The organism is Pseudomonas vranovensis (assembly GCF_040438935.1).
Classification (GTDB): domain Bacteria; phylum Pseudomonadota; class Gammaproteobacteria; order Pseudomonadales; family Pseudomonadaceae; genus Aquipseudomonas; species Aquipseudomonas vranovensis.
In genome coordinates this window covers 1,517,104-1,532,112 of the sequence record NZ_CP159259.1, presented here as the reverse complement: position 1 = coordinate 1,532,112, position 15,009 = coordinate 1,517,104, and the positions used below count along the sequence as shown (strand labels likewise).

Annotated in this window: 11 protein-coding genes; 2 read left to right on the top strand and 9 right to left on the bottom strand. The window is 63.0% G+C overall.

What is annotated here, in order from left to right:
- Positions 1-14: 14 nt before the first annotated feature.
- The 5 genes from ABVN19_RS07180 to phnD all read right to left on the bottom strand — a co-directional run bounded on the left by ABVN19_RS07180 (position 15) and on the right by phnD (position 5,228).
- A complete protein-coding gene (locus ABVN19_RS07180) occupies positions 15-1,310 on the bottom strand; it encodes an MFS transporter (protein WP_028941956.1) in 1,296 nt (431 codons plus the stop codon).
- 117 nt (positions 1,311-1,427) lie between these two features.
- Positions 1,428-2,519 (bottom strand): iron-containing alcohol dehydrogenase PsrA, encoded by a 1,092-nt coding sequence (gene psrA, locus ABVN19_RS07175; RefSeq protein ID WP_028941955.1) that lies wholly within the window; start codon positions 2,517-2,519, stop codon positions 1,428-1,430.
- A 221-nt stretch (positions 2,520-2,740) separates the two neighbouring features.
- The gene (gene phnE, locus ABVN19_RS07170; protein WP_028941954.1) at positions 2,741-3,565 is read right to left on the bottom strand and encodes a phosphonate ABC transporter, permease protein PhnE; all 825 of its coding nucleotides are present in this window, start codon (positions 3,563-3,565) and stop codon (positions 2,741-2,743) included.
- Positions 3,565-4,362, bottom strand: a complete 798-nt coding sequence (phnC, locus tag ABVN19_RS07165) for a phosphonate ABC transporter ATP-binding protein (protein ID WP_028941953.1) — start codon at positions 4,360-4,362, stop codon at positions 3,565-3,567. Before phnC ends, phnE begins: the two co-directional genes overlap by 1 nt.
- Positions 4,359-5,228 carry a phosphonate ABC transporter substrate-binding protein gene (phnD, locus tag ABVN19_RS07160; protein ID WP_028941952.1) on the bottom strand — a complete coding sequence of 290 codons (870 nt, stop codon included), beginning with the start codon at positions 5,226-5,228 and terminating at the stop codon, positions 4,359-4,361. Before phnD ends, phnC begins: the two co-directional genes overlap by 4 nt.
- A 114-nt stretch (positions 5,229-5,342) precedes the next feature.
- Between phnD and ABVN19_RS07155 the strand changes: the two genes are divergently transcribed.
- Positions 5,343-6,215, top strand: a complete 873-nt coding sequence (locus ABVN19_RS07155; RefSeq protein WP_105642596.1) for a LysR substrate-binding domain-containing protein — start codon at positions 5,343-5,345, stop codon at positions 6,213-6,215.
- A gap of 223 nt (positions 6,216-6,438) precedes the next feature.
- Here ABVN19_RS07155 and ABVN19_RS07150 read toward each other — a convergent pair whose 3' ends face one another.
- From ABVN19_RS07150 to ABVN19_RS07135, 4 genes are all read right to left on the bottom strand, one after another.
- Positions 6,439-6,942 (bottom strand): VOC family protein, encoded by a 504-nt coding sequence (locus ABVN19_RS07150; protein ID WP_028941950.1) that lies wholly within the window; start codon positions 6,940-6,942, stop codon positions 6,439-6,441.
- Positions 6,943-7,038: 96 nt separating this feature from the next.
- Entirely contained in the window at positions 7,039-7,623 is a 585-nt protein-coding gene (gene nfuA, locus ABVN19_RS07145; protein ID WP_028941949.1) for a Fe-S biogenesis protein NfuA, read from the bottom strand.
- Between the two features lie 57 nt (positions 7,624-7,680).
- On the bottom strand, positions 7,681-8,715 hold the full coding sequence (locus ABVN19_RS07140) for an acyltransferase (protein WP_105642597.1): 1,035 nt from the start codon (positions 8,713-8,715) through the stop codon (positions 7,681-7,683).
- Between the two features lie 110 nt (positions 8,716-8,825).
- The gene (locus ABVN19_RS07135; protein ID WP_105642598.1) at positions 8,826-11,126 is read right to left on the bottom strand and encodes a fatty acid cis/trans isomerase; all 2,301 of its coding nucleotides are present in this window, start codon (positions 11,124-11,126) and stop codon (positions 8,826-8,828) included.
- A 156-nt stretch (positions 11,127-11,282) separates the two neighbouring features.
- Here ABVN19_RS07135 and metH point away from each other — a divergent pair, with 156 nt between their 5' ends.
- Complete coding sequence (gene metH, locus ABVN19_RS07130; protein WP_105642599.1) at positions 11,283-14,990, top strand: methionine synthase; 3,708 nt, start codon at positions 11,283-11,285, stop codon at positions 14,988-14,990.
- The last annotated feature ends 19 nt before the right edge of the window (positions 14,991-15,009 follow it).

Sequence of the window (15,009 nt, the reverse complement as noted above, 5' to 3'; positions counted from 1 at the left end):
TCTAGGTTAGATGATCAACGTCGCACGAACAGCGCCACCACTGCACTGCACAGGCAACTGGCGGTGACGACGATAAAGATCAGCGAGGTATTGCCTGTGGTGTCGAGCATCCGCCCGATCAGCGGTTCGGCAAGACCGGCAAACAGGTACGACGAGAAGTTCATCACCCCCGTAGCCGTCCCGGCACGCTTGGCACCAACCAGGTCCGGGCACAACGCCCAAAAGCTCGAGGCCGGGCCATAGACAAAGAAGCCGCAGAGGAACAAGGCCACCAACCCCACGGTACTGTGGGCCGGCAAGCTCCACATCCACAGGCTGGTCAGGGCCCCCAGGAACATATAGAGCATGATCGCCAGGTAGCGCTTGGAACCGAACAGTTTGTCCGACACCCAGCCGTTGCTCAGCGCCCCCACTGCCATACCTACCGGCAAGGCCACGGTGATCCACTTGGGATCGATGAAGCTCTGGCCCGATTTCCAGTCGGCACCGAGAAAATGTACCGGCACCCAGACGATCAGGCCGTAGCGCGCCGCGTTCTGAAAGCCCAGGGACACCGCCGCAATCAGCAGCCGCACGTTCTTGAGCACAGCCTTGTAGCGCTGGGCCGAGCTCTCTTCGTTTTCATGGCCGACCTCATGGTTCTTGTCTTCGGCGTTGGCCACGCCGGTGTCGTCCAGCGGCTTGAAGCCCATGTCCTGCGGTCGCTCACGGGCCACCAGGTAAAAGACGATGCCACCGGCCAGCATCAGCAGCACTGGCAGGCGGAAGATCCAGCGCCACTCCAGGTGCAGCACTTCCAGCACTACCACCGAGGTGACATACGACAGCACCGAGGCGCAGCCCGCAGCAAATACATAGAAGCCATACACCCGGCCCCGCTCGCCGGCGCTCCACCAGTTCGACAGCAGTCGGCTGCCCGGCGCCCAGCCCAGGGCCTGGAAGTAACCATTCACGCCCCAGGGCAGGATCAGGCTCATGAAGCCACCGGCAAAACTGGTCACCCAGTTGGCCGCGCACGAGAGCACCGCGCCCAGGCTCATGATCCGCCGGCCGCCGAACTTGTCGGCCAGGTTGCCATTGATGGCCTGGCCGATGGCATAGGCCCAGAGCATGGCAGTGGAGGCCCAGCCGAGGGTTTCCTTGCTCAGGCCGAATTCGGCCTGGATGCCGGGAATGGCGAACCCGAAGGTTTGCCTGCCAGTGTAGAAAAACAGGTAGCAGAACATCGCCGCCAGCAACATTCGCCATTGCGCGGTGCGAAACGGTGACGCAGGGACAGCCAGACCGGACAGACTTTCGGCACGATTCATGATGATTTCCTTTTTTGTTCGCTAGCGCGAGCCACGGCCCGCGTTACGGCACTCTTGGTTGGTGCAACAGGAAACAGAGCGACCCTACAGGGCGCCCACTACGTTGGGAAACGAAATTCAGGCGGCGCTGGCGCCGATGAAATTCTTGCCCCGGGCGCCTTGCAAGGCGTGGGCGATCATCGCCTGGGCCTCGTCGGCACCGACGCCGTAGTCGGCAAAGTCGGTCTTCACCCCAAGGCTGTGCAGGAAGTTGCGCAAGCGTGTGCGGGCCTGCTCCAGGTCCGGGCCGAACACCCGCTGCAAGGTGCGGTCGCGACCGCCGTCGCGGCCCCAGGCCAGGCCCAGCACCAGCGGCAGCGAAAAGGAACAGGCAATGCCGTGGGGCAGGCCGTGGCGCAGGGTCATTTCATAGGAGATGGAATGCGCCAGCGCCGTTTTGGTGTTGGAGAACGCCATGCCGGCCTTGAGTGCGGCCAGCGCCATGCGTGCGCGCAGGTCACGGTTGCCCAGGTCGCGTTGCAGTTGGGGCAGGCAGTCGAGGATGTCTTCGATGGCCGACACCGCGAAGGTATCGGAGAGCGGATTGGCGTTGACGTTCCAGATCGCCTCAAGGGCATGGGACAGTGCATCCAGCCCGGTGGATACCGTCACCCCGGCCGGCACGGTAAGCATCAGGTCGGGGTCGACGATGGCCGCCTTCGGCCAGGTGCAGTCCAGGTGCAGCGAGTACTTCTTCTGCGCGGCGCTGTCCCAGATGGTTGCCCAGGGCGTTACTTCACTGCCGGTCCCGGCGGTAGTGGGGGCGGCGATCAAGGCCTTGCAGCGCGCAGGAGTGAACGGTTGGCCGAGGGCCAGCAGGTGCAGCAGCTCATCGAACTGCCCCGATTCGGTACCGACGATCAGCGCCTTGGCCGTGTCGATGGCACTGCCGCCGCCCAGGGCGATGACGGTCTGGCAATCGCCGGCCTCGGCCCAGAACCGCTCGTAGGTGGTGCGCAGTTGCGCCACGTCCGGGTTGGGTTGTACATCCTCGACCACATGACACAGGCGCTCACCCAGCAGGGCCTGCACCTGGTCGATCAAGCCCAGGGCGCGGGCCTCCGGAAAGGTCACCAGGGCAACCTGCTGGCCTGCAGTCAGGTCGCTGATGCGGCTCAGGCTGCCACTGCCGAAGCAAGTGGCCACCGGGTTATGGAAGTAGGCAGGCATGGCGGTTCCCTTTGTTGTTGTTTTGGCTGGGGACATAGTCATGGCCAGGTCGCCTGGGCTCAAATCGATTGATTCAAGGCTTGCATTGGCTGAACCGATAACAGGAATGGCAGTAACCCTTTGCACAACGACGACTCCAGTCAGAACGCTGAATCGCGGGCGAAGCCGGGCCGAGTCGGACCCTGGCTCGCCAGTCGAGATGATTGAAAAAGTGGGGTGACTCAGTGGCGGCTGGCGCCCTGGATTCGATGGCGCAGGCGGCTGGAGACCAGGTCGGCGGCCACCACCATCAGGGTGATGACGATGATGCAGGTGGCGGTTTCCTGGTACTTGAACAGCTTCAGGCTGCTGACCAGTTCAAACCCCAGCCCCCCTGCCCCGACCATGCCCAGCACCGTCGCCGAACGCAGGTTGACCTCGAAGCGGTACAACACCACGGCGATCCAGGCGGTGATTACCTGTGGTATCACGCCAAACACGATCACCTGCAACGGCCGGGCGCCCGTGGCCTGCAAGGCCTCGATCGGTCCCTGGTCGATCTCCTCGATGCTGTCGGCAAAGAACTTGCCGAGCATGCCCACCCCGTGCAGCGCCAGGGCCAGCACGCCCGGGAACGGTCCAAGGCCCACCGCCGACACGAACACCAGCGCCAGGATCAGCTCGTTGATGCTGCGGATCACGTTCAGGGTTTGCCGGGTGCCGGCATACAGCCAGCGATTGCCCTGCAGGTTGCGCGCGGCCAGGAACGCCAGCGGAATGGCGAAGACGATCCCCAGCAGAGTGCCCCACAGGGCGATCTGCAGCGTCTCGACGGCCGGCTGCCACAACCTTGGCAGGATGCTCAGGTCAGGCGGCATCGAGCGGGCCAGGAAGTCGCCGATCTGCGGCAGGCCATTGCTCAGCTCACTCCAACTCAATTGCGTGCCCTGGGCGCTCCAGTGCAGCAAGGTCACGGCCAGCAGCACCCAGGCGCCGGTGACGATCCACCCGCGTGGGGTGTCTGGGGTACTGACCAACCATTGGTAATGCGTGGGTTGTGGGTTCATCAGGCAATCCCTCCGCCAATCTGCATACACGGCACCGCTACCGGGGCCTGGTTGGCATCGGACGGGCGCTCGGCCTGTGGGTAGATGCGTTGCAGGCAGGCCTCGTCCAGCGTCTCGCGCTGGCTGTCGAACACCAGCCGACCATGGGCCAGGCCGACGATGCGGTCACCGAATTCACGGGCCAGGTCCACCTGGTGCAGGTTGCAGACCACAGTAATGCCCAGCTCGCGGGTAGCATCGCGCAGGTATTGCATCACCCGCCGGGCGGTCTTGGGGTCCAGGCTTGCCACCGGTTCGTCGGCCAGGATCACCTTGGGCCGCTGGGCCAGGGCCCGGGCGATGCCGACCCGCTGCATCTGCCCGCCCGACAGCGAGTCGGTGCGGGCGCAGGCCTTGTGCTGCAGATCGACCTGTTCCAGGCAGTTCATTGCCAATGCCACGTCGCTGCGGCTGAACAGCTGCAACAGCGAGGCCAGGGTCGACACCGAGCCCAGGCGCCCGGTGAGCACGTTCTTGAGTACCGACAGGCGCGGTACCACGTTATGGTGCTGGAAGATCATCGCCACCTGCCGGCGCAACTCGCGTTGCTGGCCTGCACCCATGGCGTCGATACCGGCAATCTGCAGTTCGCCGCTGTCGGCCTGGGCCAGGCGGTTCATGCAACGCAGCAAGGTCGACTTGCCGGCCCCGGACTGGCCCAGCACCACCACGAATTCACCGGCGCCGATGTCCAGGTCGATGCCCTTGAGCACGGCGTTGTCGGCGTAGTCCTTGGCCAGGCTGCGCACGCGGATCATTTCATGCTCCGTAGGTCGAGATCGAGGACCTTGGCGGTGTCGCGCACCACGTCATAAGCGGCATCGGTAGTCGGCTGAAAGCCGTTGAGTTGGCCCTGGTCGCCCCAGGGCACGTCCTTGATGTTGGCCATGGCGGTGGCGATTTTCTGCTTGAGGGCCGGGTCCAGGTCCTGGCGCCAGACCATCGGCGACTCGGGAATATCGGACGACGACCAGACGATCTGCAAGTCGTCCGGCTTGATATGCCCCTGGGCCACGGCGGAGGCATAGATACGATCCGCCACGGCCGCCGCATCGACCTTGCGGTTGGCCACGGCGAGGATGCTGGCGTCGTGGGAGCCGGAGAAAATCACCCGGGAAAATACCTTGTCCGGCACATAGCCAGCCGCTTCCAGGCCCGCCTTGGGAAACAGATGACCGGACGCCGAGCTCGGGTCGACGAAAGCGAAGGTATGGCCCTTGAGGTCGCTCAGTTGCTTGATGCCGCTGTCCTTGCGCGCCACGATCTGGCTGCGGTAGGCACTCTTGCCGGTCTTCTTGGTCACCGCCACGGCAAAGGCATCGACACCCGCCACCTGGTGCGCCAGCACATAGGAGAACGGGCCCAGGTACGCCACGTCGAGCTTGCCCGAACGCAACGCCTCGATCACGCCGTTGTAGTCGGTGGCCACGAACGGCTTGACCGGCATGCCCAACTGGCGCTCCAGGTCCGCCAGTACCTGCTTGCTGCTTTCGATCATGGCCTGGGAGTCTTCCGAGGGAATCAGGCCGATGCTCAACGACGATTGCGCAGAAGCCTGGGCGCAGGCAATCAAGGGCAACAGGGCAAAGCCGGTCAATCGGAGCAGTTTGGCGAACGGGTTCATGGGGAGTGTCCTGCAGGTGTTGTTTAAGGTCACTCCACACTAGGGGTGTCACGTGACAGTCACAGCTTCAATTCACTATGCGTTTTCCCGCAAAACCATTGATGGAAGCTATGGATGTCCACCACCAAGTTGCGCACCTTTCTCGCCGTCGCCCGCCAGGGCAGCTTCAGCGCTGGCGCCCGTGCCCTGGGTTTGAGCCAGCCAACGGTAACCACGCAGATCCAGGCCCTGGAACGTGACTACAACGTCGAGCTGTTCCATCGCCGCGGGCGGCGCATCGAGCTGACGGTAGTGGGTCGCCAACTGCTGCCCATCGCCCAGCAACTGGGCATGCTGGAACTTGAAGCGTTCAACCTGCTGCGCGACTCCGGCAAGCTCAATCGTGGGCAGCTCAAGATCGGGGCGGTGGGGCCCTTTCATGTCATCGAGATGGTCGATGCCTATCGCCACCAGTACCCGCAGATCGACTTGTCGATCAAGGTCGGCAACTCGGCCACAGTGCTGGCGGAGTTGGAAAACTATGTGACCGATGTGGGGGTGCTGGCAGGCCTGCATGAAGACCCGGCCTTCAGCGCGCAGTTGTATGCCCGCCACCCCGTGGTGCTGTTTGCCCATGTCGAGCACCCGCTGGCCCGCTTCGATGAAGTCCCCCTGCAAGCCCTGCAGGGCCAACCCCTGCTGCACCGCGAAAGCGGCTCCACTACCCGGCTGGCCCTGGAAAAAGCCTTGGTCGAGCATGAGGTCACGCCGCGGGTGGTGATGGAGATCGGCAGCCGCGAAGCCCTGCGCGAGGCGGTGATCCGCGGGATCGGCGTGGGCGCGGTGTCGGAGGCGGAGTTCATTGCCGATGCGCGGATCAAGACCATCCGTCTACAGGGCGATCCGGTACACACCGAAACCTACCTGTACTGCCTGGCAGAGCGGCGCAACAGCCAGGTGATTTCGTCATTCCTGGACCTGGTAAGTGCACGCGAGGGCTGCGCCTGAACTGAACAGGGTCATGCGCGTGCAACTTGAGCGAACCGGCGGCCCGCAGGTGCTGCAACTTAAAACGGTACAGGTACAGCATTGGCGAGCTGAGCGCCAGCCGCCTGGTGGCAACTGGACAGCGAAGCCGGGGTCTACTCCGTGCGCCCCGGCGGCCGCTTCAACAGCACGGCGACCACGGTGTTCAGAACGACAATTCGCCAATGGCGCCCCTAACGCTGATTCAGTCGCCCTCGTAGGCGTGCTCGAGTGCCGCGAGGTCCATCTTCTTCATTTGCAGCATTGCGGCCATGACCCGCCCGGCCTTGTCCGCGTCCTGATCCTCGATCATCTCGAACAATCGCACCGGTACCACCTGCCAGCTCAGGCCATAACGGTCCTTGAGCCAGCCACAGACCTGCGCCTGCGGGTCACCTTCTTCGCCGAGGGTATTCCAGTAGTGGTCGATCTCGGCCTGACTCTGGCAGTTGACCTGAAGCGAGATGGCCTCAGTGAATTTGAAATGCGGACCGCCATTGAGCGCACTGAACTGCTGGCCGTCGAGTTCGAAGGAAATCGCCATGACAGAACCCGCCGGGCGCCCGTGGATTTCGGTGCCGACATCGCTGTAGTAGCGGGTGCTGAGAATTCTGGAAGAGCCGCCGAAGGTCTGGATGTAGAACCGCACGGCCTGCTCGGCCTGGTGGTCGAACCACAGGCAGGGGGTGATGGTCTGGATGCGTTGCATGTGGGCCTCCCTTGAAATGGAATCGCGGGGCAAGCCCGCTCCTACGGGTAGGAGCGGGCTTGCCCCGCGAAGGGCCACCCAGGCAACAGAAGGCCCTTAGTAGTAAGCGTTCTCTTTCTGACTGTGGTCAGTCACGTCACGCACACCCTTGAGCTCAGGGATACGCTCGAGCAAGGTCCGCTCGATGCCTTCCTTCAAGGTGACGTCGGCCTGGCCGCAGCCCTGGCAACCGCCGCCGAACTGCAGTACGGCAATGCCATCCTCGACCACTTCGATCAGGCTGACCTGACCGCCGTGGCTGGCCAGCCCCGGGTTGATCTCGGTTTGCAGGTAATAGTTGATGCGCTCGTTGATCGGGCTGTCTTCATTGACCATCGGCACCTTGGCGTTCGGCGCCTTGATGGTCAGTTGGCCACCCATGCGATCGGTGGCGTAGTCGACCACGGCGTCCTCAAGGAACGGCACGCTGACGGCGTCCAGGTAGGCGGTGAAGCTGGCAAGACCCACGGCGGTGTCTTCCGGCTTTTCTTCGCCCGGCTTGCAGTAGGCAATGCAAGTCTCGGCGTAGGTGGTGCCTGGTTGGGTGATAAAGATGCGAATGCCAATACCCGGGGTGTTCTGCTTGGACAGCAGATCAGCCAGGTAATCATGCGCGGCGTCGGTAATAGTTATGGCGCTCATGGAAGTTCCTCACAGACTTGCCGGCAGTTTACGCCAACCTTGGCGCCGAACAAAGTCCTAGTAATTTTGTCGGGAAAGCGTTACAGGCACGGGGGCCCCCGCAGGCGGTGCGAACCAGCCACTCAACTGGCGGTAAAGGCGCTTTTCCAGCAGCAGGTAGCTACCCCAGGACAGCAGTGCAATCAACGGCACGCACAGGGCAAACACCGCATAAGGGCTCATCCCCAGGCGCTGGCTGGCGAACCAGCCACCGTACAGCACCAGCACATGCACCAGGTACACCGAATAAGAGCTGTCGCCCAGCGCCTTGAGCAACCGGTTGCCCTTGAAGTACGGCTCCAGCGACACGCAGGCCAGTACGATCAAGGCACTGGGCAAGCCCCAGTGCAGCAGGCGCCGCGACGCATCGAGAAAATGTATCGCCACCGCCGCCATTGCCAGCATCGCCAGCGGCAGCCACAGGCCCTGGACAATCCAGCCGCGCCGATACAGCACGCCGATGCCGATCCCCAGCAAGAACTCGTAGACGATGTTGTTGCGGTAGAAATGATTGAGCAGCCCGGCCCGGGTGAGCACCTCGCTGACCAGCAGCAAGACCACCGCCACCAGCAGTACCCGGTGCTGCTGGCGTACCAGAAATACCAGCGAGAACAACAGGTAGAAGAACATTTCGTAGTTCAAGGTCCAACCGACATTGAGCGTCGGGTACTGACCGTAGCCACCAGGGTTCTCCGCCGGGATGAACAGCAGCGACAACACGAAATGCTCAAGATCGACGGCCTGGTGCGGCATCCACTGCCGCGCCGTAAGCAGCAACAGGCCCATCAACGCGGTGTAGAACCAGTAGGCCGGCACGATACGCAGCGCCCGGTTGAGCAGAAACCGCTGGGGTGCGATGCCCTTGTCGCGGGTCGACAGGTAAATCACCATCCCGCTGATGACAAAAAAGATGTCCACCCCCACGGCGCCCCGGTCGGTGAGGAACTGGCCGATGGGGCCACTGGCATGGAAGTCGAAGAAGATCTGCATGAAGTGGTGACAGACCACCACCCAGGCGGCGAGCGCCCTCAAGGCTTGAAGCGAAAACAGCATCCGGATACCTGCTGGAAAATCCCACCCAAGCCCCGGCCGGAACCGGGGCCGCTTGCAGGTGGGACCGCAGGATGCCGGGAAAGGTCAACCGACCTTCCCGGCGGCGAGGCTCAGAGGTTCTCGTAGCGGTTCATGTCGAGCACGCCCGCTTCCACCGGATCAGTCTCCTGGATGTACGTACTCAGGTCATGGAAGTACTGCCAGAACTGCGGATGGCTGCGGCGCACGCCCCAACGCATGACCAGGCGCTCGAACTTGGCCGTATCGTCACGCGCCAGTTCCATGTCCTCGACAAACTCCGGCACGTCGCTGGCCGGAATGTTGAAGATGAAATTGGGGTAGCTGCTGAGCACGCCCGGGTACAGGGTCAGGCTGTCCAGGCCCGGCTGGTAGCGATAGGCCTCGCCGAGCATGAACGCCACATTGCTGTGGGCGCGATTGCGCATCAGGCTGTAGACCTGGCGCTGGCCGCCCTGCCCCTCGATGCGCAGCATCGTCGCCTCGGGCATCTGGCCGATCACTTTCAGCCCTGCGGCCGGGCGCGACACCAGGCGGCTCAGGGCCTGCTCGACGCCACGAAACTCCTCGCTCATTTCCGGGCGCGAGCAATAGGCGCTCATGCAACGGTTGATCGGATCGGGGGCGGCGTTGAGGCTGCCGGTGCGCTGGATCAGCCTGAGACCGAAATCGCGCTTGGGATCATTGGCTGCCAGCTTCAAGGCCGTCGGGGTATCGGTGTCGATATCCTCGTAGTCCAGCCACATCTTCACCTTGCCGCTGTTCTGGTACCAGTCGCTGAGGATCGCGCCCCGCTGATCGGCCGGCATCAGGCGCAGGAAGTTGACCTCGGCGCCATTGCGGATCAGGTCGAAATACAGGCGCGTCTGCGCCTGGTGCGAGACGTTGCCATACACGTCGAAGTTGACGGCCAACTGATAGTAGGTGCGCTCGAACAGGGGGTAGTCGAACAGCCACATCGTCTTGGGCACATCGCCAATCAAGCCCTTGGTCACCGAGGCGCTGTCGAAGTGACGGAAGATGGTCAGCAGCGCATTGTCGTTGCCGGCCCACAGGGTCGACCAGCTTGGCGGCGGCAGGTCGGCGTAGGTGTCGCGGCGCAGGCTCTCGTATTCGTTGCGCTTGTCGCGGTAGGCATGCCAGAGGCTGATGATGCTGCCCACGTCGTCGATCTGCCCGGGCATGGCCAGCAGCGGTGTGGCCTGGCCGCGGTATTCGGCATCGGTCACATAGCGGTCATGGGCCGGTTCCTGGAACAGCGCCCAGAAGTGGTCGCGGATCACGTCGGTAGCAATCTGGCCGCGGCACACCGGGCCACGGATGAAGGTGCGCACGAAGTACTCGGCGTTATCGAGCATGAACTGATAGCGGGCCACGGCGGGAATCGCTTCGAAGGTTTCGAAGGGGTTGGCGCGGTGGCGCGGGCCGTAGCCTGGCAGTGCATTGGCATGCCAGTCGCCGCTGTAGAACAGTTGCTTGACGCGCTTGAGCTTGTTCGGGCCCATCGGGTAGGTGATGTGGGTTTTATGCACGATCACGCCTTGCACCGGCATCAAGCGATAATAAAAGTCGGTGCCGGGCGGATCGTTGGGCCGGCGCGTGGCGATCAGGTCGATCGGCTGGCCGCTGGGCGTGCGCGAGCGCACCCACTGGAAGAAGTGCCCGCGCTCACCGCCCACAAAATGGATGTGGGCCAGGAACAAATGCTCATAGAGCCAGCGGCCGACCAAGGCCTCGGTCGAACCCGGGCGGTTGAGCAGCGCTTCCCAGTCGGCGATCTGCGCAGCCTCGGTGGCGCTTGGCCGGATCGCCTCGTGCTCCACCGGGGCACCGGCGGCAAGCCAGCGCTGCAGCGTCTGGTACTCGGCATCGGTAAGGCCGGTGACCGCCAGTGGCATGCCCTCCTTGGGGTGGGCACCGGCGTAGGCGTCGAACTCGCCCGGCTGCGGGCACATGTTGTTGCGGTTCAGGCCCAGGACGATCTCTTCGGGCACCTTGGCGTTGGGCGTCAGCGGTGTCTTGTGGCCCAGCTCAAGCATCCGTGCCATCAGCGCGGCCTGGCTGCCCTGGTTGTCGAGCACCGAGTAGAAACCCTTGCGCTGCCAGCCCCCGGTGCTTTGGGCATCGTAGAAAAGCCGCGTCGGGGCGACGGCCTTGCTGCGGTCACCCTGGTACACCGGCACCTTCGAAGCGCCGCGCGAGGCGCCCTCGGCACTGCCCAGGTTGAGCTGGCAGGCAGCGTCGTTGCAGGCGTGGCAGGCCACGCATTTCTCGGTGAAGATCGGTTGGATATCCCGGGTATATGAAATAGCCGGGCTCGATTGAGGGGCTTGCCCTAGCGCTGCGCCACTGATGAACAGGGCGAAAGCGCCGGCAAGTAAACGATGCACCATGTGCCGAATGTCCTGGGTATTGATAGCTTCACGATTCTACCGGTGCTGGCGGCGCGCCAACATGAATGAAATTCATGTAAACCTTCGACACGTCTAAAAACCGCGCAGCTTTGTTATTATTCCGCAACTTTTGTTTTCGCCCGACCAGGTAGTCCTATGTCTGACCGCAGCGCTCGTTTCCAAGCACTTCAGCAAGCACTCAAAGAGCGCATTCTGATTCTCGATGGCGGCATGGGTACTATGATCCAAAGCTACCGCCTCGAGGAACACGACTATCGTGGCACGCGCTTCGCCGATTGGCCAAGCGACGTCAAAGGCAACAACGACCTGTTGCTGCTCTCGCGCCCGGATGTCATCGCCGCCATCGAAAAGGCCTATCTTGACGCTGGCGCCGATATCCTCGAAACCAATACCTTCAACGCCACGCAGATTTCCCAGGCCGACTACGGCATGGAGTCGCTGGTGTACGAGCTGAACGTCGAAGGCGCGCGTATCGCCCGTCAGGTCGCCGATGCCAAGACCCTCGAGACGCCGGACAAACCCCGTTTCGTTGCCGGCGTGCTCGGCCCGACCAGCCGCACCTGCTCCATCTCCCCGGATGTCAACGATCCAGGCTTTCGCAACGTCACCTTCGATCTGTTGGTAGAAAACTACATCGAGGCCACCCGTGGCCTGATCGAGGGCGGCGCCGACCTGATCCTGATCGAGACCATCTTCGACACCCTCAACGCCAAGGCGGCCATCTTTGCCGTGCAGCAGGTGTTCGAGGAAGACGGCCTCGAATTGCCAATCATGATTTCCGGCACCATCACCGATGCCTCCGGCCGCACCCTGTCCGGCCAGACCACCGAGGCTTTCTGGAACTCGGTGCGCCACGCCAACCCGATCTCGGTGGGCCTGAACTGTGCTCTCGGCGCCAAGGACCTGCGTCCGTACCTGGAAGAGCTGTCGACCAAGGCCGGCACCCATGTCTCCGCGCACCCCAATGCCGGCCTGCCGAACGCCTTCGGCGAGTACGACGAAACCCCGGCCGAGATGGCCGTGGTGGTCGAGGAGTTCGCCGCCAGCGGTTTTCTCAACATCATCGGCGGTTGCTGCGGCACCACCCCCGGCCACATCCAGGCGATTGCCGAAGCGGCCGGCAAATACCCACCGCGCGCCATCCCGGACATTCCCAAGGCGTGCCGGCTGTCGGGCCTGGAGCCCTTCACCATCGATCGCAGCTCGCTGTTCGTCAACGTCGGCGAGCGCACCAACATCACGGGCTCCGCCAAGTTCGCCCGGCTGATCCGCGAAGAGAACTACACCGAAGCCCTGGAAGTGGCGCTGCAACAAGTTGAAGCCGGTGCCCAGGTGATCGACATCAACATGGACGAAGGGATGCTCGATTCCCAGGCGGCCATGGTCAAGTTCCTCAATTTGATCGCCGGTGAACCCGACATCTCGCGCGTGCCGATCATGATCGACTCCTCCAAGTGGGAAGTGATCGAAGCGGGCCTCAAGTGCATCCAGGGCAAGGGCATCGTCAACTCGATCTCGATGAAGGAAGGCGTCGAGGCCTTCAAGTATCACGCCAAACTGTGCAAGCGCTATGGCGCCGCCGTGGTGGTGATGGCCTTCGACGAAGTCGGCCAGGCCGACACCGCCGCGCGCAAGCGCGAGATCTGCCAGCGCAGCTACGACATCCTGGTCAATGAGGTGGGCTTCCCGCCTGAAGACATCATCTTCGACCCGAACATCTTCGCCGTGGCCACCGGCATCGAAGAGCACAACAACTATGCCGTGGACTTCATCGAAGCCTGCGCCTACATCCGCGACCACCTGCCCTACGCACTGAGCTCCGGCGGGGTGTCCAACGTCTCGTTCTCGTTCCGCGGCAACAACCCGGTGCGCGAGGCGATCCACTCGGTGTTCCTCTACCACGCGATCCAGAATGGCTTGACCATGGGTATCGTCAACGCTGGCCAGTTGGAAATCTACGACGAGATCCCTCCCGCGCTGCGCGAGCGGGTCGAGGACGTGGTGCTCAACCGTACCCCGGAAGGCACCGACGCCCTGCTGGCGATTGCCGACGACTACAAGGGCGGCGGCGCGGTCAAGGAAGTCGAGAACGAAGAATGGCGCTCGCTGCCGGTCGACAAACGCCTGGAGCACGCGCTGGTCAAGGGCATTACCGCCTTTATCGTCGAAGACACCGAGGAATGCCGCCAGCAATGCGCGCGGCCCATCGAAGTGATCGAGGGCCCGCTGATGAGCGGCATGAACGTGGTCGGCGACCTGTTCGGCGCCGGCAAGATGTTCCTGCCCCAGGTGGTGAAGTCCGCACGCGTCATGAAGCAGGCCGTTGCCCACCTGATCCCCTTCATCGAAGCCGAGAAAGGCGACAAGCCCGAAGCCAAGGGCAAGATCCTCATGGCCACGGTCAAGGGTGACGTACACGACATCGGCAAGAACATTGTCGGCGTGGTACTGGGCTGTAACGGCTACGACATCGTCGACCTGGGCGTGATGGTGCCGGCCGAGAAGATCCTGCAGACCGCTCGCGAGCAGAAGTGCGACATTATCGGGCTGTCCGGCCTGATCACCCCGTCGCTGGACGAGATGGTCCATGTTGCCCGCGAAATGCAGCGCCAGGATTTCCACCTGCCGTTGATGATCGGTGGCGCGACCACCTCCAAGGCGCATACCGCGGTGAAAATCGAGCCCAAGTACAGCAACGATGCGGTGGTGTATGTGACCGACGCCTCGCGTGCGGTGGGTGTGGCCACGCAGCTGCTGTCCAAGGAACTCAAGCCGGGCTTTGTCGAGAAGACTCGCCTGGACTACATCGACGTGCGCGAACGCACCGCCAACCGCAGTGCCCGTACCGAGCGCCTGAGCTACGCGCAGTCGATTGCCGCCAAGCCGAAGTACGACTGGGCCGGCTACCAGCCGGCAGTGCCGAGTTTCACCGGCGTCAAGGTGCTGGAGAACATCGACCTCAAGGTATTGGCCGAGTACATCGACTGGACGCCGTTCTTTATCTCCTGGGACCTGGCGGGCAAGTACCCGCGCATCCTCACCGACGAAGTGGTCGGCGAGGCAGCCACCGCCTTGTTCAAAGACGCCCAGGAGATGCTCGCCAAGCTGATCGACGAGAAACTGATCAGCGCCCGTGCCGTGTTCGGCTTCTGGCCGGCCAACCAGGTCAACCATGACGATATCGAAGTCTATGGCGCCGACGGCCAGCCGCTGGCCCAGCTTCATCACCTGCGCCAGCAGACCATCAAGCCGGACAGCAAGCCCAACTTCTCCCTGGCCGACTTTGTCGCACCCAAGGAAACCGGCATCACCGACTACGTGGGTGGCTTTATCACCACCGCCGGCATCGGCGCCGAAGAAGTGGCCAAGGCCTATCAGGACAAGGGCGACGACTACAATTCGATCATGGTCAAGGCCCTGGCCGACCGCCTGGCCGAAGCCTGTGCCGAGTGGCTGCACGAGCAGGTGCGTAAAGACTACTGGGGCTACGCCAAGGACGAGCACCTGGACAACGAAGCACTGATCAAGGAGCAGTACTCGGGCATCCGCCCTGCCCCGGGCTACCCGGCCTGTCCTGACCACACCGAGAAAGAAACCCTGTTCCGCCTGCTCGATGGCACCGCCATCGGCGAGACCGGCCCCAGCGGTGTGTTCCTTACCGAACACTTCGCCATGTTCCCCGCGGCGGCGGTCAGTGGCTGGTACTTCGCCCACCCACAGGCGCAGTACTTTGCCGTGGGCAAGGTCGACAAGGACCAGGTGCAGAGCTACACCGCGCGCAAGGGCCAGGACCTGAACGTGAGTGAGCGCTGGCTGGCGCCAAATCTGGGGTACGAGAACTGAAATCGCGGGGTAAGCCCGC

What these genes read in the sequence shown, in the direction of transcription:
- phnE (WP_028941954.1), bottom strand. Translation starts at nt 3,565, where the DNA reads ATGAACCCACAACCCACGCATTACCAATGGTTGGTCAGTACCCCAGAC.
- ABVN19_RS07180 (WP_028941956.1), bottom strand. Translation starts at nt 1,310, where the DNA reads ATGAATCGTGCCGAAAGTCTGTCCGGTCTGGCTGTCCCTGCGTCACCG.
- ABVN19_RS07140 (WP_105642597.1), bottom strand. Translation starts at nt 8,715, where the DNA reads ATGCTGTTTTCGCTTCAAGCCTTGAGGGCGCTCGCCGCCTGGGTGGTG.
- metH (WP_105642599.1), top strand. Translation starts at nt 11,283, where the DNA reads ATGTCTGACCGCAGCGCTCGTTTCCAAGCACTTCAGCAAGCACTCAAA.
- phnC (WP_028941953.1), bottom strand. Translation starts at nt 4,362, where the DNA reads ATGATCCGCGTGCGCAGCCTGGCCAAGGACTACGCCGACAACGCCGTG.
- phnD (WP_028941952.1), bottom strand. Translation starts at nt 5,228, where the DNA reads ATGAACCCGTTCGCCAAACTGCTCCGATTGACCGGCTTTGCCCTGTTG.
- psrA (WP_028941955.1), bottom strand. Translation starts at nt 2,519, where the DNA reads ATGCCTGCCTACTTCCATAACCCGGTGGCCACTTGCTTCGGCAGTGGC.
- ABVN19_RS07135 (WP_105642598.1), bottom strand. Translation starts at nt 11,126, where the DNA reads ATGGTGCATCGTTTACTTGCCGGCGCTTTCGCCCTGTTCATCAGTGGC.
- nfuA (WP_028941949.1), bottom strand. Translation starts at nt 7,623, where the DNA reads ATGAGCGCCATAACTATTACCGACGCCGCGCATGATTACCTGGCTGAT.
- ABVN19_RS07155 (WP_105642596.1), top strand. Translation starts at nt 5,343, where the DNA reads ATGTCCACCACCAAGTTGCGCACCTTTCTCGCCGTCGCCCGCCAGGGC.
- ABVN19_RS07150 (WP_028941950.1), bottom strand. Translation starts at nt 6,942, where the DNA reads ATGCAACGCATCCAGACCATCACCCCCTGCCTGTGGTTCGACCACCAG.